Source organism: Rhizobium cauense (genome assembly GCF_019511525.1).
Taxonomy (GTDB): Bacteria; Pseudomonadota; Alphaproteobacteria; order Rhizobiales; family Rhizobiaceae; genus Rhizobium; species Rhizobium cauense.
Genome location: NZ_JAEUAT010000009.1, coordinates 153,462 through 177,824, shown reverse-complemented (window position 1 = coordinate 177,824; position 24,363 = coordinate 153,462). Strand labels below are relative to the sequence as shown.

The window sequence follows — 24,363 nt, the reverse complement described above, 5'->3', positions numbered from 1 at the left end:
CGATTCATCTTACGTTCATGGCGGTCCTACTATTGATAGGCGGTTGAGCATACACTGGCGCTTTCATGGGAGGGCGGCATGAGAACGGACCTGTCGCCTATAACATTACTGCTTCTCGAAGATGAGCCATTCATCGCCTTGGACGTCGAGGCGGTTCTCAACAGCGCAGGCGTTAGAAACATTCATACCGTTTCAACGTGCAGGGAAGCTGAAGTATGGCTTCGCGGAGCGACACCGCATGTGGCGGTTATCGATCCACGACTGAACGACGGCATCTGCTCTACGGCAGTAGAGCATCTCGTTGCAAACGAAGTGCCGTTCGTCGTCTACTCGGGTGATACCGATACACTTTTAGAAGAGGAGCCTGCATTTGGCCGCGGGATCTGGCTGACCAAGCCCTGCGCTCCTGATGAACTGATATCTGCGGTTGGCCGCGCCGTCGGAACGGGCCGCGATTAGCGATAAGATCTTTCGTTGTCGTAAGTGACTGCCACCCCAGAAAGCACCCGCTTCCTGAGACAAGGTGACCTGGTTTTCGAGCAGTCAACGAGATACGTGCTCTGGTTTGCCTTTGCGCTTTGTAGACGCAAAGTCTTCCAATTGTTTCTCTGTCATCGATTCCGCCATTTCCTTCGAAGCGCCTCTCAGCTTGCTTTTCGGAATTTCTCCGCGTTTGGCGGAGAGTGCTGCGCCAGCTGCCTTTTGCTGGGCTTTCGATTTGGCGGGCATGATGTTCCCCCTTTCGCTAGAACGTAACTCCGATCGTGCCCAGCGTCACAACGCTGCGCCGGTTACGGGATCCACGATTGGCCGCTCGCTCTCGTCCTTGGCTCCTGGAGGCTGGACCGTTGGTGGCGCCAACGACTCCCTATCGGCGTTTTTACGCTTCGCCGGTACGGGTTTGACGTCCTTTGGGCGCCTTTGCTCGGGCGTGGCATTTGTGTCGTTCGTTCCCATGACACTGCTCCTTTCCGACAAAACACCAAGCGAGACCGACTGTTCCATCAACTCCCGCAGTAGCGAAAATTGAGCGATGGGGTGCCGCGGACGAACCGAGCTACTGAAAGTGGAGAAAATGAAAACAGCCGTCATTGCTGAAGACGCCTTGCACGCACCCAACACCGCTGCCTGGAGGGAGCCCGTCATGAAGCAGCTGACAAGACCGCGGCTTCCAACTGAGCTTGCGTGAAAGGTTTTGCCAGCCGGGGCAGTTCTTGGGAAATGCCGCCCGGCACCTCGGCGTACCCCGTCGCAAGAATAACGGGCAAACCGGGAAGACGTTCATCAAGAACTTTCGCCAATTCACCCCCCGTCATGCGTGGCATCGCGTGGTCGGTCACGACAAGGTCCGGTAGGGGACCATCTTGCAAAATCGTAAGCGCTTCCTCCGCCGATGACGCCTGCACCGTTGCATGTCCGAGATCCTCAAGCATAAGGACCGTGTTCATAAGGACCAACGGGTCGTCATCCACGACCAACACGTTGAGTGCCCTGCCTATACCCGTAGCGGGCACTTCGGGGCCCTCCTGCTCTTCTTTTTCTTCCCCCTGCGCGGCAAGAGGCAGCCACAGCTCCGCGGTCGTCCCCTGTCCCGGCGAGGATTTAAGCACGAGCGCGCCTCCCGCCTGTGCCATCAACCCCTGCACCATTGGAAGACCCAGACCGGTCCCCTTCCCAACTCCCTTGGTGGTGAAGAAGGGTGCTATCGCCTTCTGCAGCGTGTCGGCGCTCATGCCCTCTCCTTCATCTGCAACGCTCAGACAGACGTATACACCACCTGGGAGATGCTCGACGTCACCTGTGCGAAGCAACTGCTTTCTGGCCGACAATTGGATAACGCCTCCGTTTGGCATGGCATCACGCGCGTTCACGACGAGATTGAGAAGAGCGCTTTCCAACTGATTGGCATCAGCATGCACCGCCGGGAGAGAGGCTGGAACGCTCGTTCTCAGTTCAATCGCTGGACCGATTGACCGCTGCACCAGGCTGGTCATCCCTATAACGAGATTGGCCAAGTCAACGGCGTCGAGCTTGAGTTCCTGCTTCCGAGAGAAGGCGAGGAGGCGCTGTGTTAGCGCGGCTCCGCGCTTTGCTCCCTCTATTGCATTGTTGATGAGATCCCGGTTGTCTCTGCCCGCGATAGCTCGCTTCTGTGCGATCTCAAGGCTACCGAGCACAGCCATCAGGAGATTATTGAAGTCATGCGCGATGCCGCCGGTGAGTTGACCCACAGCCTCCATCTTCTGCGCTTGGAAAAGGTCACGCTGGGCTTGCTCGAGCGCTTCTTGGGCCTGGCGCTTCTCGGTGATATCACGCGTAATCTTGGCGAAGCCGATGAGTGAACCGTCTTCAGCCCTGATTGCGTCGATGATCACGTTCGCCCAAAACCGAGTGCCCCCTTTCCTGACCCGCCAGCCCTCCCGTTCAAAGCGGCCTTCAGCGGCAGCGATTTTCAAGGCGGTCTCCGGTAGACCGGCCGCCTTGTCCTCGTCAGTATAGAATTGCGAAAAGTGCTTGCCGATGATTTCGTCCGGCTCATATCCCTTGATGCGGCGCGCGCCGGCGTTCCAGCTCGAAACGCTGCCCTTCGGATCAAGCATGTAGATAGCATAGTCCGTAACACTCTGAACAAGCAGGCGAAATTGCTCTTCGCTCTTGCTCAGGTTCTCTTGGGCAATTCTGCGCTCGGAGAGATCCCGCGTGATCTTGGCAAAGCCTATGAGCTCACCCTGTGCGTTCCTGATCGCATCGATAACAACGTGCGCCCAGAAATGTTCGCCGTTCTTCCTGACGCGCCAGCCTTCCGCCTCGAAGCGCCCGATGCTGGCCGCAGTGGCGAGTGCCTTCTGGGGAAGACCCGAAGCTCGGTCAGCCTCGGTGTAGAACCGGGAAAAATGCTCCCCAACTATTTCTTCCTCGGTGTAGCCCTTGAAACGCCAGGCGCCGGCGTTCCAACTGCTCACGTATCCAGCAGGGTCGAGCATATAGATCGCGTAATCGGTAATGTTGTCGACGAGGAGACGGTATCGGTCTTCGGCGGCGATTTCGGTGCGGTCAATTGTGGCTGCGTTCATGTGGATCCCGATCGGCGTGCATAGCAGGTATCTAGCTTTGAATGGACCAAGCTCAAGCCCTGAGATAGGCGAATATGGAGGAACAATGAGGGTGCGATTAGTCCTCATTGGCGATTTCAACAGAAAGAGTTCGAATACGGGGGCGTACAACAGCGAAGGATGGAACCAGAATCAGAGGCGCGCTTTTCTGCTTCGGGAACAAAGCGGCGGCCTTTGATGACACCACGAGATCTGATGGCATTTTGCAAATCTTTGGGATTGGATACAGGACTTAACGACCAACCAGCTTTGGATTGTCGCTTCTTTTTACAGGAGCGCGAAGACGCTGACAGCAGGCTAATACTCATTCTTGAGCTTGAGCGTTCAGCCTATCAGGTCCACGCCTGTTGACCGCCGACCCGATAAACTGATGAAAACTGTACGGTGAGACATGGAGATTTTCAATAACCTTTCAATGTGATGGAACCTTGAACCAAAGTCCCAGTCTGATGACAACTAGTTGTTTTCCGTTCTTCGCAACGGCACCCCAGAGAACCCATACGAGCGAGTTGTTTGCGTCAGTTCTCGTCTTGGGCCAGTATCTTTCTCGTTGCGATTATTGCGCGCTGACCACTCGGCCATGATTGCAACCAGATGCCCGTAATGGCATCGTCAGAGGGCAACGTTCTCTTCTCGAGCAGGCTTCGCACGTGACCTACCGACAAATGCGACCCGAGGATCCCGAACTGGAGCATGAAACCAGGACGGGGTTGCCGTCGCTGGTATTGGCCGCCCTTGGGGTGGTTTACGGCGACATCGGAACGAGCCCGCTCTATGCATTTCGCGAGGCGCTCCACGCGACGGGTGAAGCTGGTAGTAATCGCGAGGATGTTCTCGGAGTTCTGTCACTCATTGTCTGGGCGCTAACCATTGTCGTCACGTTGAAATACGTGTGCTTTGTCTTGCGGGCCGACAATCGTGGCGAGGGTGGCACGTTATCTCTCATGAGCCTGGCGCGTGAAAGCCTCGCAGGCCGCCCTGCATGGGTGCTGATCCTCGGCGTCGTCGGTGCCTCCCTTTTCTTGGGCGACGCTATCATAACCCCCGCGATCTCGGTTCTTTCAGCGGTTGAGGGTATTGAGATTGTGACGCCTGCCATGTCCGACTGGGTTGTCCCGATCACGCTGACGATCATCGCTGCCCTGTTCTTTGTTCAGCGATTTGGAACAGGTGGTGTGGCATCGGTCTTCGGTCCGATAACCGCTCTCTGGTTTCTGGTGCTTGGTGCCAGTGGCGCCCTTCACATTTTCGATGACCCTTCAGTTTTTTCGGCCATCAGTCCGCTTCACGCGCTCAGCTATGTTGTCAACAACGCCGGCTCGGCGATTGTGGTTCTCGGCGCAGTCTTTCTGGCGGTCACTGGCGCAGAAGCGCTCTATGTCGATCTTGGGCATTTTGGGCGGCGCCCCATCGTCGTTGCGTGGTTCGCGCTCGTTTTCCCAAGCCTCCTTCTAAACTATTTTGGGCAGGGAGCCTTCGTGCTGGCCCACCCCGAAATGGCGGCACATCCCTTCTTCAACATGCATCCGGAATGGGCCAGATTGCCAATTGTTTGCCTTGCGACCGCAGCCACGGTCATCGCCAGTCAAGCCGTAATTTCAGGTGCCTACTCGCTCGTGCGACAAGCGATGCATCTAAACCTGCTGCCTCGTCTGGAGATCCTGCACACCTCCGAGACCCATTCCGGGCAGATCTTCATGCCACAGGTAAATTTCCTTTTGTTTGTTTGCGTGGCGGCTCTCGTCATCTTCTTCCAGAGTTCCAGCGGACTGTCCGCCGCCTACGGAATCGCAGTAACGGGTGAGATGCTCATCACTTCAATTCTACTCTTCGTCGTCATGCGTCGAGTGTGGAATTGGGGCCTTATTGGGACGGCTGCGATCATTGTCCCTTTGACGTTGATTGACGCCGGCTTTCTCGCGGCCAATTTCGCAAAGTTTGCCCAAGGCGGTTGGGTGCCAGTGGCGGTTGCCTCAGGCATGGTACTGATCATGCAGACCTGGACGTCAGGACGACGCTTGCTTGCCAGCCGCACCAAGGCCGACGAGATCCCGCTATCGTCGATCATAGGAAGCCTTGAGCGCAAAACGCCGCCGACAGTACCCGGAACCGCGATCTTTTTGACGAGCGACGTTGAAGGGGCACCAACGGCACTCCTGCACAGCCTTAAACACTACAAAGTCCTTCACGAGCACAACGTCATCCTAAGCGTCGTCACTGCGACCAAACCTTTTGTGGCCGATGAGGAAAGGATATTTTTCGAGAGCTTCAATCCCCTCTTCAGCCGGGTAGTCATTACCTTTGGCTATATGGAAACGCCCAACATTCCTCGTGCGCTCGTCCTTGTACGAAAACTCGGTTTCAAGTTCGATATCATGTCGACCTCATTCTTTCTCTCCCGGCGAACAATCCTTCCTTCGAAGGTTGGCGGGATGCCCTTCTGGCAGGATCGGCTTTTTATCGCTCTTTCCCGAAATGCCAGCACTGCCACCGACTATTTCGGCTTGCCAACCGGACGCGTTGTTGAGCTTGGCTTGCAAACGGTCATTTGAAAGGCTGGCTCCGTTTCGGAAATCCTGTCCTGGCGGTGAGACCTGCTTGACACAGTATTTCGCATTCGTAGGGCGCGCAGCGGAGTTTGAGAGCGACTTGGTAGATTTGCCAGTCTCATGAAAACGCCCGGGCATTGCGGGGGTCCATCCGCAATGTCCGGGCTTCGTCCGTGGCCTGTGGGAAACCAGGGTAATGGGAATATTACATGGAGATCTTTCTCTTTTCATCGGCCCAAGGTCGCACGATGAAGCGGGACTTTGGTCGAATAGCCGGCAAATGCCGGAGCTTGTCTTCCATCAGGACGCAATGATACCGCGCGCAGCATCTACCAGCTGCTTTAGGTGTTGCTCGTCGTGAATACCCTGCTGATAGAGCTCGATGATAATCGCAGCCGCACGCTCACCTTCTTCTGATGCAGCTTCTACGTCGTTCTCACGACAGAACTCCTCAAGGGCTAATTGGCATTTCGATAGATCCTCCGACGTCAACGGCGCGTCATGCCGGTGAAATCCACGAGCCATTTTTCGTTTTCCTCCTTAGTGGTTGGGATGAAAACGAGATGGTTTCGGTTAGCCTGAGATTCAATAGCGCCGACGACGAGCTCTTGCCAAAAGGCGAGAATGCCTGCAGGGGCGCGAGGATTTGATATTCGTCGGCTGCTTTCTTAACTTTGTTCTGGCAGGGCCACCTTCAAACGAGGACCCTACTCGGACATGCGCATCAACATGTCGGCCATAGTCCTGGGGTTGTAAGGCTTTGCAACGAACACCCCTCCGGTGGGAAGCTCGTTTGCGGCCGGGTGCTGCTTGCCAGAGACGACAACAATCTTGATCAGCGGCCACCGTTTCCTTACGATCGCCGCGAGTTGCAAACCGTTCATGCTCCCCGCCATGTCGATGTCGGTCATAACGATCCGAATGCCATCAACGCTCTCAAGGATTGCAATCGCGGCGTCTGCGTTTTCGGCCCCAAGGGCTTCGAAGCCGGCGTCCTCGACGACTGACACTGTCATCATCATGACGACCGGCTCGTCCTCAACGACCAACACCTTGATCTTGTTCACGTCCTCAACCCCGGCTGCACATCACCAGAAACTGGCAAATCGGGCTCAAGTTCCATTGTGTCGAAGACGATTTCGAAGGTGAGCCCGTCGAGATTGTAGGCGGTCCGACGCTCCGCCTGCGCCTTTGCCGGAAACGCCCGTTCAATCAGCACTGAACCAAAGCCCCTACGCGAGGGCTGAGCGACGGGTGGGCCGCCGGACTCTGTCCAAAGAAACCGAAGCCTCTTGTTCTCGATGGTCCAATCGATCTCCACGCTACCAGTCTCGTTGGAGAGGCTCCCGTACTTGCTCGCGTTTGTCGCCAGTTCATGAACGACCAACGACAAAGGTAGCGCAAGATCGGCTGGCAAAATGACGTTCGGCCCGGATTGACGGACGCGATCATCTTCGCTGCCGAGATGAGCCTCGAGCGCAGCAGCGACAATCTCAGCAACGGATGATGTCGTGGCTTCCTTCGTCAGGAGCAGGTCATAGGTGCGAGCAAGGGCGGTCAGCCGCTCGGAGAATGAGCGATATCGGTTGGGCTCGGATTTTGAGAAGGTTTGCCGTGCAATTGCCTGAACCAGCGCGAAACCATTCTTGACGCGGTGCGCGAGCTCCCTCACCAGCAAAGCGCGCTCCTCACCGGCTCGCTCGTTTTCAAGACCACGCCGGTCGAGCTCGTCGAGCAGATCGTCAAGCGTGGTTCCAACAGCGGATAGCTCGTCAGCTCCTCTCATGCGCGTCCGGGCTTTCGTATCGCCCCGGCGCCAGCGATCCATTGTCTGGGCTATACGCTCGATCGGCGCCAGCAGAAACCTGTCCCCAATGAAGAACGCAGCGACAAAAGCAAGAAGTGCGCCACCGAAGATCCCGAAAGCGCTCGCCAGCGTTGACCTGTTAATTTGAGCGAATGCTTCGTCCTTGGAGAAACCCGCGCTGACATAGAGTGGGCTGCCCGGTAGGGCGATAGGACGGTACCCGAGAATCCGCTCAGTGCCATCCTGGCTCCTGACATCGATGACGCCGGGCTCGTCGGCATGTACGAGTGTCTGGAAATCGTCCGGGATAACGGTACCGACGAACCGTTCGGGTTGCGGAACCCGCGCAAGAATTGTCCCCGTTCGGTCTGCAATGGTTACCGCGTTTCCGGCTGAGACACCACGCTCGGTAATGCGGTTTTGCAGCCAGTCAAGTCTGACACCGGTGACGAGCACCGCCTTGATGGCATCACCCTCCATGACCGGCATCGCGATCGGCAGGACCATCGTGTCCGAGACCCTGCTTTTCGTGTAGGTACCGACCACCATCTGTCGGGATTCCATCACATCCTTGAAATAGTCACGGTCTGCAAACGTCGCATCCGCTGCTATCGGCTGGCTACCACAAACTGGCGCCCCCTTGATGTCCAGGACAAAGACAGTGCGAACGTTTGGAACGTTCTCAGCCACCGATCTCAGCCCCTCATTGCAAGTCTTGGCGTCGAGGTGTCTGACGGCCGGCATCGCAGACACCGACACGAGCATGGCGTGTACGCCTTCGATGATGCGCTCGACCTCGGAGGACGCCTGGCGGGCGGCCTGCGCAGCGTTGGCTCTAACCTCTTCGTTTCTCTCGGCACGCAGCGCGACTTCGTTATAGGCGAGCATCGCTAAAACGGGCGCAAGGGCCGCTACTGCGACCGCTACGAGCTTCAGCTTCATGTGGTCCCCTCTTTTACGATCAAGTCGTAGCATGTCCCCCTTAGGTTGGCTATTCGGCCAATTCTGCGCCTCAACCGACGGATATAGTGGAACAAATTCCCTCAACAATCATTTCGTCGCGAGAAAAGAAGGAGGTTCAGTGATGCAATTGGATCGTCATTTCGAACGCCGCCGGGCGGTCCGAGGCCGTGCCTACACGATGGAAGAGTTTCAGGCGCGGTATGGACTACATGAGCAAGAAGCAGAGGATCTTTTCTTTCGCTTTGGCCCGTCATCGATTGAGCTTGATCTCCTTATGGCGGCGAAGAGAAAGGTCCCGTCGATCCAGACTGTAACTCAGGAAATCGGCCTATAGGCCGTGCGTAGCCAGCCCTCGGCGGGACATCCTGGCTGCCAGATGAGAGAAATGCCATGGGCATATTTGACCGCATAAGGAATGCCATTCTTGGAGACGCACAGGCGACTCCCTTGCCGCACGCTGCGTCATCCAACACAGCAAGCGGTGCTGTTCCACCACCGGGACCAGGAGCGCCTCAATCGGATCAGATCGCCGAGCGCCCTCCCATTATTACGGATCCAGCCACCGGCGCTCCGCCGCCAACACCTGCGCCTCAGGTCGATGTTGAGGATGCGCTTGACGCCGCGGCAAAGAATTCAGGGCAAAAACTCGACTGGCGACATTCGATAGTCGACCTGATGAAGGCGCTTGGCATGGATGCAAGCCTTCAGGAGCGCAAGGAGCTGGCGAAGGAATTCGGCTTTACCGGCGACGCCAACGATAGTGCTAAGATGAACACTTTCCTGCACAAGACGCTCATGAAGAGACTGTCTGAAAACGGCGGAAGGGTGCCGCCCGATCTTATCAACTAAGGCATTTCGAGCTCTCAATCGAATTGATGTGGCACAGTGGAGTTGAACTCCGGCTCATCGAGGTCCGCCGACTCCCTTACAGCGTTGGTACTGGCGAAGGCGGTTCGCCCACGACGTGGTTCGTGTTGACCACTCCTGTCGCCGATGGTGTCGCTATGGATTCACGAACGCCTCGCCTGCTCATGGCCACACACGCGCGAACAAGCTCCCAGCAACGGCCGACATCGCTCTACCTGCTCGCGACAACTCGTGAATGCAGCGGAGTCTGGTGGAGCCGCCTGCGCAAGGCGGCAACCGAAGCTGGAGGAAGCCACGTTGCCCAACCGGATCTCAAAACGAAAAAGAGCCTGCCGCGGGAGGAGGTGCGGCAGGCTCTTTAAACTATCGAACAACAGCTGGGAGGAGGATAGCCGTTGTTCATTGCAAGCAGCCCAAGGGAGGAGGGTGTCGCTACTTGCTTTGCCCGAAGCTCTGCGGGAGGAGGTGCATTGCTTCGTTGAAAATATCTGTACACGATCTGCGCTCAAAGAGTAGGCAAATCCTTGCAGGGGAGCTATGCGCTATGCGCCTATCGCGAGGCTAGCTCATCCTGGCACGCAATAAAAAAGCGCCCGCCGCAAGGCGAGCGCTACAAATGCCGACTGGCAACGGCCGCTGGTTAGCGGGCGCTTGCTGCCCGGGCGATGCTGCGAATGTCACCACGCGCAATACCGAGGTCGTGCAGTTCGCGGTTGCTCATGCGGCCAAGCTCGGAGACCGTCTGACGGTACTTGCGCCAATTGTTAAAAGAGCGTGCTACGTTCATGATAATCCCCTTTCCTGGGCTTTCGAAGCTCAGCTGCCAGTCCTTGGCGCTTTGTTCGCTTCGATGAGAGCTATGTAATACAAAGCGGCTTGATGTTGCAGCGCGAAGTCGAGATCCCAGTCATGCACGCAACGCATAACGCGGATTGGAACTCAGGCTTCGATGCGACCTTGCAGCAGATTGAGTACAAGTGATCTCGACCATCCGACCACACATGAAAGCCCCCTCGTCGGATCGCCAAAAGAACACACCAAGGGCCAGGACCTGCTCAGGTGTACCGACACAGGAAGGGAACAGTTTGGCGAAGGCTACGATATCGGTAGCGTGTAGCGCGTCAGGAGCACCTCATCAGCTTCAATCGTGATCTCAATCACCTCGTTGAGAAGCTCCTCGCCGCGACCAGCTCCTGCAAGATACGAGCAAATAGCTACCTCTGCATTGCCGGAACGACTTGAGGAACGATGATGATCAGGCCGCATGCAACTCTTCCTTTGCATAGAGCTTTCTGAAATCGCGGGCGTTAGTGTAGTCCTCGGCAACAATCCGCGGCATCAGATCCCAATCTGCTTCGCCGCTCAAGCCGAGCCAGTTGACATGGAAGGCGTCATGGCCGCTGTCCCGTGCAACGGCCACGAGAGACGTGTGTAGGCACTCATCAATGAGAAGCTTCACGGGTCAGTTGCCGGAAGTTTTATCGACGATTTTAGGAAGCGAGAGGCGCTTTGTGGATTTCACGGTCGCGCCGAGTTCGGAGAGCCTTCGGGGTCGGCCTCGTGCTGGATGAGCCGCTGTCCAGATCTCGGCAAGTTCGACCATGCGCTCGGTGAGCGACGGATAGCCTTCGACAATCTCCCGGGTTGTTGCGCCCTGCGCCTTCATCGAGGCGATGGTTCTGACGGGAACACGGGTTTTTTTGAAGACTGGCTCGCCGCCAACAACACCTTTAACGCTCTCGATGACCCGCTCCGCTTCATTAAGCGCTTCGGCGCGCGCAGCAAGTTGCTCACGTGCACGGGCGACATCCACGATGAGATAGTCATCTGCACGCACGGTATCTGCGTCGGGATTCTGGTCGATCATGTCAAACAGCTGCTGGCGCCGTTCTGCAGACAGAATCGAGCCGACTCCGTACCAGAGTTTAAGGCGCAGCAGGTCCTCGTCGGAAAGCGCTCGCTTTTCATGTTCTGCAAGGCGTCGCGCGATGATGCGTTTATCGATTGCGTTGTGCACCGACTTCACAGCGACCTCGCTGACAGCCGCTGCTTCCGCAGGCGTGTAAGCGCGTGATGTCACAGCCATAATTGTTCTCCTTGGAGAGAACATATAATATAATTGGTTACCCTTGTGAAGACCGACGGCAACTTGGCTTGTTCAAGCACTTTCCTTTTCTGCGATGCAGTGCTCTGGAATAGAGGCGCATCTTCGGCTTACCAGACCGGACACCTACAGGACACATTCAACAATTTCCTACGAGAAAATTACGCAACCGCCGTTCCGCTTAGGCCCCGTCAGGCCGCCCAATAATGGACACTTACGGCGATCGTTCCCGACATGGAATTTGGTCCGCTAGAAGGTCGGCGGCGTGCAGGCACTGATGACTTCGCACGGCACTGGTCCCACACATCGAAAGCGATGCGGACGGCGGCTCTCGAAACAATAGGCGTCTCCAGGTCCGAGGATGCGCCTTTCGTGGTCGACCGTGACCTCCAGCCTCCCGGAAAGCACGATTCCGCCCTCCTCCCCTTCGTGAACGAGGGGGACTTTGCCGGTGTCAGTGCCCGGCTGATAGCATTCCTTGAGTATCTGCAAACTGCGCCCGAACAGGTTCTCGCCCACCTGCCGATATGAGATGCCCCCCTTCCCGATCTCAACAAGTTCCTCTGCAGCATAGAAGGCCTTCTTCGGCGCTTCTGGCGTCAGCGCAAAGAACTCCGCCAAACCGATCGGGATGCCGTCGAGTATGCGCTTCAATGCACCCACGGAAGGGTTGGTGCTATTCGACTCGATGAGCGAGATCGTCGAGTTTGGGACGCCCGTCTTCTTTGCGAGTTCACGCTGGGACATGTTGTGTGCGGTTCGCACATAGCGAAGGCGGTTACCGATATCGATGGACATTGTGGACTGTTCTGGTTGTTCAGGATATCTAAAACACTAACTCTCAAACGACATGCATTCAACAGGTTACGCGACACAAGAAAAGGGCTTGTTCGTCCTTTCCAAATACCTGATGTGTTCATCTAAGCCAAAGGAGGGCACGATGGACCAGATGAACATGAAGAATGAACCCGTACTCGATAACTTCTGGATGCCCTTTACGGCGAACCGGCAGTTCAAAGCTGCTCCGCGCCTCCTCGCATCGGCAGAGGGCATGTACTACACCGACGTCGACGGCAACCGTGTCCTCGATGGCACGGCCGGTTTGTGGTGCTGCAATGCGGGTCACGGCCGCAAGAAGATTTCCCAAGCAGTAGAGCGCCAGCTTTCGACCCTGGACTTCGCACCGACCTTCCAGATGGGCCATCCTGTCGTCTTCGACTTTGCGGCAAAACTTGCAAAGATTGCACCAGGGGGCGCGCAGGCCGGCCTCGACCGTGTATTCTTCACAGGATCCGGCTCGGAATCTGTTGATACGGCGCTCAAGATTGCCATCGCCTACCAGCGTGCCATCGGCCAGGGCACCCGCACGCGCATCATAGGACGCGAGAAGGGTTATCATGGCGTTGGCTTCGGCGGCATTTCCGTCGGCGGGCTTGTCAACAATCGCCGGATGTTCCCACAAATCCCCGCGGATCATTTGCGACACACGCTGGATCTCGAGAAAAACGCGTTCTCCAAGGGTTTGCCAGCCAATGGCGTCGAGCTTGCGGATGATCTCGACCGTCTTGTCCAATTGCATGGTGCTGAAACCATCGCGGCTGTTATCGTCGAGCCAATGTCAGGCTCCGCGGGCGTCATCCTGCCTCCGAAGGGCTATCTCGAGAAACTGCGCGCGATTGCCGACAAGCATGGCATCTTGTTGATCTTTGACGAAGTCATCACAGGGTTTGGGCGCCTTGGCACACCATTCGCCACAAACTATTTCGGAGTCATCCCGGATCTTGTCACGACAGCGAAGGGATTGACGAACGGTGCCATCCCCATGGGCGCGGTATTCGCAAGCCGTAAGGTCCATGATGGCCTGATGGTCGGCGCTGAAAACGCCATCGAGCTGTTCCATGGCTACACCTATTCCGGACACCCGGTCGCCTGCGCGGCCGGCCTCGCCACACTCGAGATCTACGAAGAGGAAGGTCTTCTAACGCGCGCAGCCGAACTCGCCGATTACTGGCAGGATGCGCTCCATTCGCTAAAGGGGAACCCGCACGTCGTCGACATTCGCAACCTCGGACTTGTCGGCGCCGTTGAACTCGCCCCCCGTGAAAGCGCACCAGGCGCTCGCGCCTATGACGTCTTTGTCGACTGCTTCAAGAAGGGGCTCCTCATCCGCGTCACCGGCGACATCATAGCCCTTTCGCCGCCGCTCATTGTCGAGAAAAGCGAGATTGAAACAATCGTCGCCACGATTGCCGATGCCCTGAAGCGCGTGGCATGACAGTTCAGCGCGGGCGGGTCAGCCTGCCCGCGCTGCTTGGATTAGCAGTGACCGGCAATCAAAGACCTCTGGGCTTGTTAAGCGACGCGTTAGCGTAACTGCTGCTCAGCTCGCTCCGAGTTCAGGAGGCCCCTTGGCCTTCGTCGGATATGGAAAGTATGGCAGGGCGGCGGGAGGCATCTGCGATGGGAAATGGCCTTCGACGGACACGAGGGTCAGTTATACAACCCAAATCTGAAGAAAAAAATGGGCCAGCGAAAATCGCGGCCCATGAGATGTGAAGGTCAAAACCTCCAGAGGGGAACAGCTGCTGCGGCGCAACTGGGAGGAGGCCGCCATGTGCATCAGCTATAGGCGTTATGCCGGATTTTTGATCAGATGGAAAACATTTTTTGTGCAATGCAGCTATGCGCGTGCGGTGGTGCTCTTTTCTGGCCGCAGAAGTTTTGGCCGTGGACCCTCAAACCCTTGCCTTCACGTTGACCAGGCTCCCTGACCATGACCCTACGCATCCCAATGATCGGCATCGTCTAGACGGTCTCTTGTATCCTCTTTGTGGACGGGTTGCCGAAACTCTCAGAAATACGCCAACTGGCGGCCTGTACAGTGCCTTCGCGTCAAACCACCACGACCGACCTCTGCGCAAGCCCCGATCGGCGGGACTGAAACGAAGTCGTTGGAAGCGGCGGGCCTATCGAAAAGCCGTTTCTTTCAGGCGGGTGGCTGGAGAATGCAAATTCTAGCTATTTAGTAGACATTGGTTAATGTTCGCCGAGTGCAGTTCGGAGGGAACCATGGACATCACCAGACGCAATTTTGCAATGCTCGTCGCCGGCGCTGTCGCGGTACCGTTGACTGGGTTTGAGAAGGCCAAGGCCGCTGACCCGGTCATCCGCATCGGCTATCAGAAATACGGCACGCTGGTGCTTCTCAAGGGAAAAGGGACGCTTGAGAAGAAATTCGAGGAAATCGGCTATACGGTCGAATGGACGGAATTTCCTGGTGGCCCCCAGCTACTCGAAGCGTTGAACGCCGGATCGGTTGATTTTGGTTCAACTGGAGAGACGCCTCCGATCTTTGCGCAAGCCGCGAACGCACCGCTTGTTTATATTGCCCACGAGCCACCCGCACCGCGGGGCGAAGCTATACTCGTACCAAAAGACAGTCCAATCAAATCGGTGAAGGACCTGAAGGGCAAAAAAGTCGCCTTCAACAAGGGCTCAAACGTGCACTATCTTCTTGTTAAGGCACTGGAAGAAGCCGGGTTAACCTATGCCGATGTCGAACCCTCGTTCCTTGCACCTGCTGACGGGCGGGCAGCCTTTGAGAGAGGCGCCGTGGACGCTTGGGTTATCTGGGACCCGTTCCAGGCGGCTGCGGAGGTCGCCATTGAAGCCCGCGAGCTTAGAAACGGGGAAGGAATTGTCCCGAACCATCAATTCTATCTCGGAACGAACTCACTTGCCGACACCCATGGGCAGGCGGTTGAGGTTTTGATCCAGGCCATCGCGGAAATAGACGAGTGGGCAAAGTCCGACACGGCCGCAGCAGCAGCCGAACTCTCGCCTTCCGTTGGAATACCGGAGCCGGTCCTTATCAAGGCGCTCGAGCGCCAGTCCTACGGCATCAAAAGCCTGGACGACGCTGTCGTTGCGCAGCAGCAGGCGATCGCTGACACGTTCTTCGAGCTTAAGCTCATTCCAAAACCGGTGCGGATTGCGGACGTGGTGCGAAAGGTGAAGGCTTAAGTTGGTTCCGTGCCGCGCCTTACGGCACACCGGCCTTCAATCAGAACACCGCGATCTTCTGTGGCAGTTAGCGTTGTGAGAGGAGACGGCTCACGCCGCCTCCCCTTCGATGATGCTGTCGGGCTGCAGGTAATGCAGGTAGCTGACAGCGCGTTGTGCGTGGCTGGCGGCAGCAAAGATCGCCCGCTTGTCGCCGGAGAGAACCTCGAGCCAGGATGCGAGGTAGCTCGCATGGTCGGGCCGTGGTTCGAGTTCTGGAACAATGCCAAGATCGGCGCAGAGGAAACAACTGCCAAGTTCGGCAATCAGTTCCTCGCGGGCGCGTTCGTGCTTGTCCTTGGCGTAACGGCTAAGGTCGCGATCCAGTCGATGCGCAGCCGCCGTCCAGTGGGTCAGCTCGTGACTGAGGATGGCAACGTAGCTTTGCGCGTCGCGGAAGGTTTCAAAAGCTGGCATCTGGATGTAATCGCGGGCCGGGGCATAATATGCCGCCGATCCGCCATGCCGGATCAGGGCACCGGTGTTGGCAAAGAAGTGGTCGGCATGTCCGATGCGCGTCATCGGATCCTGCGCCGGTGGAAGTGGGTGGAAGCGTTGATCCAGCCCATCGATCTGATCGGCATTGAAGACGGTGTAGGCTTTCATGAATGGGATATCGTGCTCGACCTCTTGGCCAATCTCGTCCGTCTCGGTGCGGATGAAGGAACTGGCGAACACCACGGTCGTGCCGGTCTCGCCCTTGCGCACCGCGCCGCCAAGTTCCAGGGCCTGACGGAAGGTCATCCAGGTCGCGGACTTGAAGCCGCGAGAGATTGCCTCGGACCAGAGGAGCACGACGTTGATGCCGGAATAGGGTTGGCCATTGTGGCGCAGGGGCCGGGTGATGCGGTCGTGCGGCTGTGTCGTATTCCAGGGCTGCATCCAGGGTCGCACGCCCTTGTCGAGTTCGGCGATGATCTTGTCGGTGATGCGGCTGTAGAGATCGGGCCGTTGCTTTGTTGATTGCCTGTTCATGTTCGAACCTCCGTTTCACGGTCGCGACCATCGCGACCTGCTACGGCGGTCCGAACGCCGGGCTGCAAGCGCTGGCCCGCACCCGAAAGGGCCGCAACGCCAGTGAAGGACGGCACCGCCGTTGCGGGACGGCGCGGGCCCGGCAGGACCTCAAGCCGGGGCAGGACGCGAGACGCGACCACCGAACGGGCTCGTTCAATGGCAGGCAGACAAGCCGAGCATCGGCGGACGATATGGCTGCCAAGAGGATTGGGAAAATTGGTGATGATAGCTTCGGCCGATGGCCGATCGGTTGAAAGCCCCGACGCCCTATGTCGCTTCCAAAGAGATGCAGTTCCCCCTCTTCACTGGCGCCTGTTACGACAACGAGCCATCGAGCGGTGTGGTTTACTCGTGGTCAAATGGTCACAACTGGTCGAATAAGAAAAAGGGGGCCAGATCTGCAGCTTTGTGGCCTTGAGCGTTCGACGCGGCTCGCCTAGACGCCTTGCCAGATGAGCGGCTCTCGAAAGAGCCAAGCCGGAGGGCGGATAGATATTCAAGGACAAAAACAAGGCGAGAGGATACGCATTCACTCTCCTGGCCGTGGTTATTTTCGCTGTCCAGGACAGCTTCTCGAAGTACCTCGGTGAGCGATACCCCCCAATCTATATCACGATGATACGCTATTGGGTTTTCGCAGCCTTCGTCATTCTGCTTTCATCGCGACGTCCAGGTGGCCTTCGTGCGGTGGCGACCACAAAACATCCCGTGCTCCAAGTCTTGCGCGGTGTGCTGCTTGTCGCCGAGATTGCGGTTTTCGTTTACGGGCTTGCCCATACCGGCCTTGCAACTACCCAAGCGATCTTTCAAGCATCCCCTCTCATCGTGACTGTGTTGTCGATCCCATTCCTGGGCGAACATGTCGGCTGGAGACGATGGTTGGCAGTTGTGGCGGGGTTGTTCGGGGTACTCCTGATCATCAACCCCACGGGCAGCGAGTTTAACGCCTACCTTCTGCTGCCCCTGACCTGCGCCTTTATGTTTGCGACTTACAGCGTAGCGACCAGAGCAGTCAGTCGCCAGGATCGGGCGTTCACGAGCCTGTTCTACACGGCTGTCGGCGGAGCGGCCTCAATCTCCATACTTGGTCCTTTCTACTGGGCGCCGATCGCCCAGGCAGACTGGCCTTTCGTGGCAGCGCTCGCGATCTGTGGCGCATTCAGCCACTATTGCCTGATCCGAGCCTACGACACGTTGCAGGCATCGGAGGTTCAGCCCTTGACCTACCTCCAGCTCGTCGTAGGCGCTGTAATCGCGGTGTTGTTTTTTGGCGAGACGCTCAGTTGGAACATGCTGCTTGGCACTGCAATCGTTGTGGCTGCGGGGCTGTTCACAATGTGGCGAGAGCCACGTGCGCATTCAAAGAACAACCCGGCGAGCGCGTCAGGGATTATGCCTTGACGCCAGTGAAGTCGAAAGCGTCGTTTATGAGAGAGTGGATTTGCGTAGATCCGACATGGAAAGCAGAGAGGGAGTATGTAGAATGCTGAGGGAAAAGCCGGGTTGGGTCACCAACCGCTAAGATTAAGGGCGCTATATGTCCAAGCGAACCTAATTGAACCTCAGCCAAGCGATTGTCTGGCCAGGAACTGGCTTTCAAGGCTCGATATCACACACCTGCGGAACCGATGATTCTCGCACGATCCTGCTTGGAATCAGTGGATGAAATCATGGCATTCAAACGTCCCGAACATAACATCATCGCCGAACTTCTTGCGTCGATGAAACAGGACGTTCTGATCGACAGCAAGTGCTATTTCGGGGGCGGAACTGCGATCGTCCTCAGCCTCGATGAATACCGCCAGTCACTCGACGTCGACTTTCTCTGTGCCGACTTCGCTGACTAGAACTCAGAAACGGCTTCTTCGAAGCCCGCGGTATCGGTTCGCTTTTCCCGGGAACGGCAAGGGCGCTCCGAGATGTCCACGCTGATGCTACGAGCGTACGACTGCTTCTCGAATTCCGAGGCCAGAGGATCAAGTTTGAGCGTGCGCGAGGCCAGAATTGAACTCGCGGGAGAACCGCATCCGTGCCTAGTCGTACCCACTCTAAGCGTTCGTGATATGTTTGCGGAAAAGCTGCTGGCCAACGCGGATCGGTGCTTCGACCGGTCAGTCGCGTACCGCGACGCAATCGATCTCGGCCACCTTGTCGCCGCCCACGGCGGATTGGACGCAGAGGCCATTGCGAAGGCCGAGCATGCGTACGGGGATGACATCCCTCGCAAGATGAAAGGGGTACTAAACCTGCTCCTCAACAAAACGGAAATTCGGCACGCGACGGACGTTCTTGACATGGAGTACAGCAGAACTGTTGAGATAATCGAGGGTCTCAGGCAGGCCGCGAGGGGAACGTGGCCGGAATTAGGAATTGAGGAAGACCCAGAGCCCGAGAAGAGAGGCTCCTAATTATGATGACGAAACTTGGCCTCTCCCGCGGTGGCCCGAATGTTCCGTTGCCATCGCGGTCTGAGGACGAGTTAGGTCATCAATCAGACACGACTGACGACGCACATCCAAGCGCTGCAACCAGGGCTGCGCAAGGAAGAATTGGTTTTCTTCATCGAGATTGCGCGTAACCATTGGTTCTAGTGGATGGCGGAGGACGTCGGCGCGTTAATCCGGGTGAACCAAATACCCACATAGGCGCCGATGAGAAGAGATGCTATGTCATCCGTGGATCGGTAGCCTTCGTTGAAGAGGTCAACGGCTGCATTGCAAAGTGTTTCAGATGCCGCTTCATCGTACTCGGTTTCATAGTATTCGAACCACCGGCTGACGGCCTCCGACAGGGCCCGATATGACGAATTTCGAGGATCAACCTTCATTTAAGAAACTCCTGATTGCCCGACCGGTCTGTCAAGGCCATTTCGCGCGCGCTCCCGGGCGATTTGACTGTCGGCAGGACATAGGCAGCGGCGACTGCCAGCAAGGCGACTGTGATGGAAGTGGATATCAGGACCGCTTTCATGTGGCCTCCAGTTCCTGTGGGTCCGAGAAAACGTTAAACTGTCAAACTGGTTCCGTGGCACTCGCGCCATCGAAAAAAACGTGCCGGTCAATCGCACGGAGTGGATATATCTTGCCCTCGTACCCGCCGTCCAACGACAAAATTGGCGACGAAGGATCTGTCATTTTCCGTGAAGCGATGAGGCACGAGGCGTTGGCCGTCTCGCAGGTGGTCCTGGTTGTCGCAATCCAATCGGGCAAGTGAGCCTAGAGGGTCGATCTGCTTAGGAGCTGGCACCCCGCGAGGGAAGATATTGGCAACCTCCCGAGAGTTTTGTCGAATTCCACGGAATATATCAATTCAGGCGCGCTTGGATTCCCGGCTTAACCTCTTGATCGCCTGTTCGAGGGAGCGCTGGCCCTCGCAATAGTCTAGCCATGCCGTACTACTCTTCAGCAAACCCGGCACTGTCCGGACGGTGAAGCGCTTCGGATCAAGACCGGCTTTGACCTGTGTCCAGTTCAGCGGCATGGAGACGATCGCACCTGGACGGGCACGCGGCGACAACGGCGCTACCGCCGTCGAGGTGCGGTCGTTGCGTAGGTAGTCAAGGAAGATACGACCCTCTCTCTGAGCCTTCGACATCTTGATCAGATAGAGGTCTGGATTGTCTCGGGCCATTTGCTGGCAGACATCGTGCGCGAAAGCTTTACCTTCATCCCATGTCAGCTTTTTTCCCTTTGGCACCAACAGCGGCGTCACGACGTGAAGACCCTTGCCGCCGGTTGTCTTGCAGAAGCTGACTAGTCCCAGCTCTTCAAGCCTATCTCGGATTTCCCGTGCACCCTCTATTACAGTGGTGAAGTCGACATCTGGCCCGGGATCAAGATCGAACACCAAGCGTCCTGGAACTTCCGGCTGGTTCGGCTCGCAGTTCCATGGATGCAATTCCGTGCCACCGATTTGGGCAATAGCCGCCAATCCTTCGACGCGGTCGATTTGCAGATAGGGCTGCTTGTCTCCTGAGACCTTCACCTGCTCGATGAGGTTCGATGTTCCTTGCATCGCGTGGCGTTGGAAGAACTGCTCGCCCCCGAGGCCATCGGGCGTCCTGATTATCGAGCACGGTCGCCCACGAATGTGATTGATGAGCCACGGACCGACGACTTCGTAATACCTGGCCAAATCCACTTTCGTGACCGGTTCGTCGTCAAGGGCATCGGGCCACAGCGGCTTGTCGGGGCTGGAAATCAGCACACCCATGACCTCGACCTTAGCGCCCTTGCGGAAGTTCGAGGGCTTTGGCTTCTCGGCCTTGCCAGTTTGGGGGTCCGGAACTTCCGATGCCGCTGGGTTGGCAGGTTTTTCCGCCTCAACCTCGGCAGCGGGCTTGTCCTCACGCAACCCCTTGAATGCGGCCTGTCTCACTTGCCCGTCCGCGGTCCAACCAGCAAACTCGATTTCAGCGACCAGTTCTGGCTTTAGCCAGACGATATCCGGACTTTTTTTTGGAGCGCCGATGCCCGTGAATGGAGACTTGGGAGATTTCATCTCTTCCAGGCGTGGAAGCAGTTTGTCCAACACACTCGCTCGATACCCGGTCCCGACGCGGCCAACATAGACAAAGTGACTACCTCGATTAACGCCCACCAATAGCGACCGGAACTTGCCGCTCGTGGTGGCATAGGCCCCGATGACAACCTCATGCCCTGCCCGACATTTTGATTTTCCCCAGCTCTTGGTTCTTCCAGACTCGTATGGGGCATCTGCTTTTTTCGAGACGATACCCTCCAGGGAAAGCCTACATGCCGATTTCAAGACCGCGTCCCCGCCGGTTTCGAAGTGCTCGACAAACCTGAGACGGGGATCCTGACCGGCGTCAGCGAGCAAGGTCGCGAGCCGATCCTTTCGCTTCGTCAACGAAAGCTCACGCAGATCTTCACTTCCCTGGAACAAGAGATCAAAAGCAAAATACACCAGATCGTCGGTCCTCCCTTCTGAAAGAGCGGCCTGCAAGGCGGCAAAATCCGGAGCGCCATTTTCATCGAGAGCACAAATCTCACCGTCGATGATGCCATCTGGAAGTTTTTGGGCGGATTCGGCAATCGCGGGATATTTTTTCGTCCAATCGAGCCCCTTTCGGGTCTTCAAGGTTACCTCCCCGTCCCGAATGCGCATCTGGATGCGATAGCCGTCGAACTTGATTTCGTGGAGCCAGCCTTTAGCAGAAGGCGGCCGTTCGAGAGTTTCGCACAGCTGCGGAGGAATAAAGTCTGGCATGTTGGATGTCTTCGCCCGTCTGACAGGCTGCGTCTTGATTTTGGACGCTTTTTTCCGTTCATCTGAGGCTAGCCCTTCGTTGCTGTCCCAAACAGCGTCAGCCGTGATGGCGCCGTCCCTAGTCATGAAGGGTTTGGGTTTGCGCCCCTTCCCTGAAGCGATGGCTTCCATCGTTCGGCCGGACGCAACAGACGTATCGTTCTCGTCCAGAACCGCCGCGCCATCCTCGTCGACGGAATAATCGTCGTGATGCTTGATGAGTAGCCAGTTATTGCGCTTTTCGCCTTCGCGCCCGCGCATCCTGACCAAGACGAAGCTCCCGTGAAGACGGTCGCCATCCAGTGTAAATTTGAAGTCGCCTTTTGCGAGTGCCTGCTTAGGGGTTTTATTTCCTTCGGGCTCCCAATAGCCGCGATCCCAAAGCATGACTGTGCCGCCACCGTATTGCCCCTTTGGGATAGTGCCTTCGAAATCGCCATAGTCGAGTGGATGATCTTCGACTTCGACGGCGAGCCGCTTGTCTCGCGGATCCAGCGAAGGTCCCTTGGTCACTGCCCAGGACTTGAAGACGCCATCCAATTCGAGCCGCAAGTCGTAGTGGAGGCGACTAGCGTCATGCTTTTGAATGACAAAGCGAGGTCGATTTGACGGTCTCACAGAGGCTTCACCGGGAGGCTCGGCGGTCTTCTTGAAATCTCGTTTCGCACGGTATGTGGTAAGATTGTCGGCCATGACTGATCTCGATCTCGGATGAGAGACGAAATGCCGATCAGCATCCAAAGTTCCAGAATCGGGAAGTTTGAGGGCACCTGCATAGGCGAGCAAAACCGGCGCGATGAAGGTGCGCGTGAAGGATCTGCTTGACGGGTGATGCCCGATTTTGTCGGCCCGTCTCCGTATCAATAGTCACATTTTACAAAACACGGCGAAACAGGAAACGGCCTTGGTTCCGAGCTGCCATCGCTCTCTGGACGATGACCTCTCGCAATCGAACAAAACATCATCTGACTGGTTTGTTGTTGAGCTGGCTCTTACCACGTGGAGGAACAATGCAAGTTTACGCGATTACCTTCAAAAAGAGTGATTGGGTGCCGAACAACCCTGCTTTTCCCGTTCTGCTCTATCGTTCAGTTTTTCTCACAGAAGATGGCTCCGAGGACTTTGCACGCTTGTTTACGTCACATGGATGGCAAGGTGTCTGGCGAAACGGCGTTTTTGACTACCAACACTATCATACCGGCGCCCATGAGGTTCTTGGTGTTGGAAAGGGCCAGGCGCGACTTTTAATCGGAGGCCCGACAGGTGAGACGTTTTCTGTCAAAGCGGGGGACTGTCTTCTTCTTCCCGCCGGGACCGGACATATGAACCTTGGGGCAAGTGACAACTTCGAGGTCGTCGGCGCTTACCCCGTAGGTCAACATGCCGACATTCAAACGAGCGCACCGTCCAAGGGCGCTATGGAGACAATTGCTTCACTTCCCGCGCCCGAAACCGATCCGGTCAACGGCCCGACAGGACGACCGATGATGAAGGCTTGGTGCAGCTAGAAGTTTCGTAGCGGCTGACAAGCCGCACCCTACCACGGCGCGAGGGGTCGAGGTCCTTTAGGAGCAGAGCCAAAAGTACGCTCCGGGCCCCAACCTCTTGATCACAAAAGCTAGACCCGCCATCGCTACCTTCCGGCCTTATAACGGAGCCTACCCTTGAAAGATTGAGGATGGGGATGCTGAAGGAAGCCGGACAATCCCGGGCAAATTAATTGTACGCTGTCCGAGAAGCCGCTATCATGAAATTATGTGACGCAGTGAAAGTCTTGAGATGACTGAGGTCATAGAGGCAGAATTACCGTCTCAACTCGACGCCGTGCGGTCTTTGCTGACCTCGTTCGTGGCGTGGCATCGAGAGAGACATGTCGAAGACATCGCACTGATCGACCGGTATTTTGACGCTGTTGCATTTGAGCGAGAGCTAGCGACGCTTCCCGGATATTATTCACGTCCCACAGGGAGCTTATTGATAGCCTACTTGGACGGCAAGCCCGCCGGATGCGTAGCACTACGCGATTTGGGAGATGGCATCTGCGAAATGAAACGGATGTTCGTACCGCCCGAATTTCGCGGACGGGGCGTTGGCTACGCACTAGCGAACCGGATCGTCGATGAGGCCCGTGCACGCCGATACGATCGGATGAGACTGGACACGAGTCACCGACAGAACGAAGCGATGCGTCTTTACAGACGGATAGGCTTCAAGCAGATTGAACCTTATTACGAGTTAACGGACGACCTCCGGACCTGGTTGGTTTTTTTTGAGATGAGGCTGTGACGGAAATTGTGCGCACAATCGTCAACAGCCCCCTGATATTACGGCGCTATCCCACATCGCAGAGATAAATGTCGACCAGGCTCCGCCAACGGCTCGATCGCAAATGATGCGGGGGGCCTGGACGTCAACGCGCTGGTCTTCAACTTGGGTGGTGAAGCCGACATTCTACTGAGATTTGCTCCTTTTGATCACGAAGGAAGGGGCTCGAATGAGTGCCGTCTGAATTGAGCTGTCGGTTGCATATCGCGCAAAGGGATGAAGCTTGAATGGTTATTTCCGGCCGCGTTATCGTCCATGTCCACACCCGAAGCATCGGTTGCTGAGTTT

26 protein-coding genes are annotated in these 24,363 nt (G+C 56.7%); 11 read left to right on the top strand and 15 right to left on the bottom strand.

Annotated features, from left to right (window positions below; genetic code table 11):
• Positions 1-78 precede the first annotated feature (78 nt).
• A complete protein-coding gene (locus tag JNB88_RS18570; RefSeq protein ID WP_220356721.1) occupies positions 79-459 on the top strand; it encodes a response regulator in 381 nt (126 codons plus the stop codon).
• 84 nt (positions 460-543) lie between these two features.
• Here the strand turns inward: JNB88_RS18570 and JNB88_RS18565 are convergent, their stop codons facing one another.
• The 3 genes from JNB88_RS18565 to JNB88_RS18560 all read right to left on the bottom strand — a co-directional run bounded on the left by JNB88_RS18565 (position 544) and on the right by JNB88_RS18560 (position 3,074).
• Positions 544-729 (bottom strand): DUF3008 family protein, encoded by a 186-nt coding sequence (locus JNB88_RS18565; protein ID WP_220356720.1) that lies wholly within the window; start codon positions 727-729, stop codon positions 544-546.
• Positions 730-774: 45 nt separating this feature from the next.
• Positions 775-957: a hypothetical protein gene (locus JNB88_RS33705; RefSeq protein WP_223217246.1), complete on the bottom strand. Its 183-nt coding sequence runs from the start codon at positions 955-957 to the stop codon at positions 775-777.
• Positions 958-1,142: 185 nt separating this feature from the next.
• Positions 1,143-3,074, bottom strand: a complete 1,932-nt coding sequence (locus JNB88_RS18560; RefSeq protein ID WP_220356719.1) for a hybrid sensor histidine kinase/response regulator — start codon at positions 3,072-3,074, stop codon at positions 1,143-1,145.
• 704 nt (positions 3,075-3,778) lie between these two features.
• On the opposite strand from JNB88_RS18560, the gene JNB88_RS18555 reads away from it, so the two are divergent.
• The gene (locus JNB88_RS18555; protein WP_220356808.1) at positions 3,779-5,665 is read left to right on the top strand and encodes a potassium transporter Kup; all 1,887 of its coding nucleotides are present in this window, start codon (positions 3,779-3,781) and stop codon (positions 5,663-5,665) included.
• 297 nt (positions 5,666-5,962) lie between these two features.
• Here JNB88_RS18555 and JNB88_RS18550 read toward each other — a convergent pair whose 3' ends face one another.
• From JNB88_RS18550 to JNB88_RS18540, 3 genes are all read right to left on the bottom strand, one after another.
• Positions 5,963-6,187, bottom strand: coding sequence for a hypothetical protein (locus JNB88_RS18550; RefSeq protein ID WP_220356718.1), 225 nt, complete (start codon positions 6,185-6,187; stop codon positions 5,963-5,965).
• Between the two features lie 182 nt (positions 6,188-6,369).
• Positions 6,370-6,729: a response regulator gene (locus JNB88_RS18545; protein ID WP_220356717.1), complete on the bottom strand. Its 360-nt coding sequence runs from the start codon at positions 6,727-6,729 to the stop codon at positions 6,370-6,372.
• Positions 6,726-8,411: a sensor histidine kinase gene (locus JNB88_RS18540; RefSeq protein ID WP_220356716.1), complete on the bottom strand. Its 1,686-nt coding sequence runs from the start codon at positions 8,409-8,411 to the stop codon at positions 6,726-6,728. Before JNB88_RS18540 ends, JNB88_RS18545 begins: the two co-directional genes overlap by 4 nt.
• Before the next feature lie 139 nt (positions 8,412-8,550).
• On the opposite strand from JNB88_RS18540, the gene JNB88_RS33700 reads away from it, so the two are divergent.
• Complete coding sequence (locus JNB88_RS33700; RefSeq protein WP_420832196.1) at positions 8,551-8,766, top strand: hypothetical protein; 216 nt, start codon at positions 8,551-8,553, stop codon at positions 8,764-8,766.
• 56 nt (positions 8,767-8,822) lie between these two features.
• Entirely contained in the window at positions 8,823-9,281 is a 459-nt protein-coding gene (locus tag JNB88_RS18535) for a DUF3597 domain-containing protein (RefSeq protein ID WP_220356715.1), read from the top strand.
• Positions 9,282-9,939: 658 nt separating this feature from the next.
• Here the strand turns inward: JNB88_RS18535 and JNB88_RS18530 are convergent.
• The 5 genes from JNB88_RS18530 to JNB88_RS18515 form a co-directional block, all read right to left on the bottom strand.
• Positions 9,940-10,086, bottom strand: a complete 147-nt coding sequence (locus JNB88_RS18530; RefSeq protein WP_081930995.1) for a DUF1127 domain-containing protein — start codon at positions 10,084-10,086, stop codon at positions 9,940-9,942.
• A gap of 308 nt (positions 10,087-10,394) precedes the next feature.
• Entirely contained in the window at positions 10,395-10,565 is a 171-nt protein-coding gene (locus JNB88_RS33695; protein WP_223217244.1) for a hypothetical protein, read from the bottom strand.
• Positions 10,555-10,758: a DUF5615 family PIN-like protein gene (locus JNB88_RS33690; RefSeq protein WP_338111011.1), complete on the bottom strand. Its 204-nt coding sequence runs from the start codon at positions 10,756-10,758 to the stop codon at positions 10,555-10,557. The genes JNB88_RS33695 and JNB88_RS33690 overlap by 11 nt, the downstream gene beginning before the upstream one ends.
• A gap of 3 nt (positions 10,759-10,761) precedes the next feature.
• Entirely contained in the window at positions 10,762-11,385 is a 624-nt protein-coding gene (locus tag JNB88_RS18520) for a DUF433 domain-containing protein (protein WP_220356714.1), read from the bottom strand.
• A 267-nt stretch (positions 11,386-11,652) separates the two neighbouring features.
• Positions 11,653-12,201 carry a cupin domain-containing protein gene (locus JNB88_RS18515; RefSeq protein ID WP_220356713.1) on the bottom strand — a complete coding sequence of 183 codons (549 nt, stop codon included), beginning with the start codon at positions 12,199-12,201 and terminating at the stop codon, positions 11,653-11,655.
• A gap of 142 nt (positions 12,202-12,343) precedes the next feature.
• On the opposite strand from JNB88_RS18515, the gene aptA reads away from it, so the two are divergent.
• Entirely contained in the window at positions 12,344-13,678 is a 1,335-nt protein-coding gene (aptA, locus tag JNB88_RS18510; RefSeq protein ID WP_220356712.1) for an omega-aminotransferase AptA, read from the top strand.
• Between the two features lie 794 nt (positions 13,679-14,472).
• The gene (locus JNB88_RS18505) at positions 14,473-15,426 is read left to right on the top strand and encodes a sulfonate ABC transporter substrate-binding protein (protein ID WP_220356711.1); all 954 of its coding nucleotides are present in this window, start codon (positions 14,473-14,475) and stop codon (positions 15,424-15,426) included.
• Positions 15,427-15,516: 90 nt separating this feature from the next.
• On the opposite strand, the gene JNB88_RS18500 is transcribed toward JNB88_RS18505, so the two are convergent.
• Positions 15,517-16,440: an ArdC family protein gene (locus tag JNB88_RS18500; RefSeq protein WP_220356710.1), complete on the bottom strand. Its 924-nt coding sequence runs from the start codon at positions 16,438-16,440 to the stop codon at positions 15,517-15,519.
• 534 nt (positions 16,441-16,974) lie between these two features.
• On the opposite strand from JNB88_RS18500, the gene JNB88_RS18495 reads away from it, so the two are divergent.
• From JNB88_RS18495 to JNB88_RS18485, 3 genes are all read left to right on the top strand, one after another.
• A complete protein-coding gene (locus JNB88_RS18495) occupies positions 16,975-17,883 on the top strand; it encodes a DMT family transporter (RefSeq protein WP_220356807.1) in 909 nt (302 codons plus the stop codon).
• 269 nt (positions 17,884-18,152) lie between these two features.
• The gene (locus JNB88_RS18490) at positions 18,153-18,329 is read left to right on the top strand and encodes a nucleotidyl transferase AbiEii/AbiGii toxin family protein (RefSeq protein WP_220356709.1); all 177 of its coding nucleotides are present in this window, start codon (positions 18,153-18,155) and stop codon (positions 18,327-18,329) included.
• Between the two features lie 72 nt (positions 18,330-18,401).
• Positions 18,402-18,890 (top strand): nucleotidyl transferase AbiEii/AbiGii toxin family protein, encoded by a 489-nt coding sequence (locus tag JNB88_RS18485; RefSeq protein WP_220356708.1) that lies wholly within the window; start codon positions 18,402-18,404, stop codon positions 18,888-18,890.
• Between the two features lie 179 nt (positions 18,891-19,069).
• Here JNB88_RS18485 and JNB88_RS18480 read toward each other — a convergent pair whose 3' ends face one another.
• The 3 genes from JNB88_RS18480 to ligD form a co-directional block, all read right to left on the bottom strand.
• Complete coding sequence (locus JNB88_RS18480; protein WP_220356707.1) at positions 19,070-19,309, bottom strand: hypothetical protein; 240 nt, start codon at positions 19,307-19,309, stop codon at positions 19,070-19,072.
• Positions 19,306-19,452: a hypothetical protein gene (locus JNB88_RS18475; RefSeq protein ID WP_220356706.1), complete on the bottom strand. Its 147-nt coding sequence runs from the start codon at positions 19,450-19,452 to the stop codon at positions 19,306-19,308. The genes JNB88_RS18480 and JNB88_RS18475 overlap by 4 nt, the downstream gene beginning before the upstream one ends.
• A 339-nt stretch (positions 19,453-19,791) precedes the next feature.
• Positions 19,792-22,443 carry a DNA ligase D gene (gene ligD, locus JNB88_RS18470; protein ID WP_220356705.1) on the bottom strand — a complete coding sequence of 884 codons (2,652 nt, stop codon included), beginning with the start codon at positions 22,441-22,443 and terminating at the stop codon, positions 19,792-19,794.
• A 317-nt stretch (positions 22,444-22,760) separates the two neighbouring features.
• Between ligD and JNB88_RS18465 the strand changes: the two genes are divergently transcribed.
• Both JNB88_RS18465 and JNB88_RS34645 read left to right on the top strand, forming a co-directional pair.
• Positions 22,761-23,258 carry a cupin gene (locus JNB88_RS18465; RefSeq protein WP_220356704.1) on the top strand — a complete coding sequence of 166 codons (498 nt, stop codon included), beginning with the start codon at positions 22,761-22,763 and terminating at the stop codon, positions 23,256-23,258.
• 271 nt (positions 23,259-23,529) lie between these two features.
• Complete coding sequence (locus tag JNB88_RS34645; RefSeq protein WP_220356703.1) at positions 23,530-24,036, top strand: GNAT family N-acetyltransferase; 507 nt, start codon at positions 23,530-23,532, stop codon at positions 24,034-24,036.
• Positions 24,037-24,363: the final 327 nt, after the last annotated feature.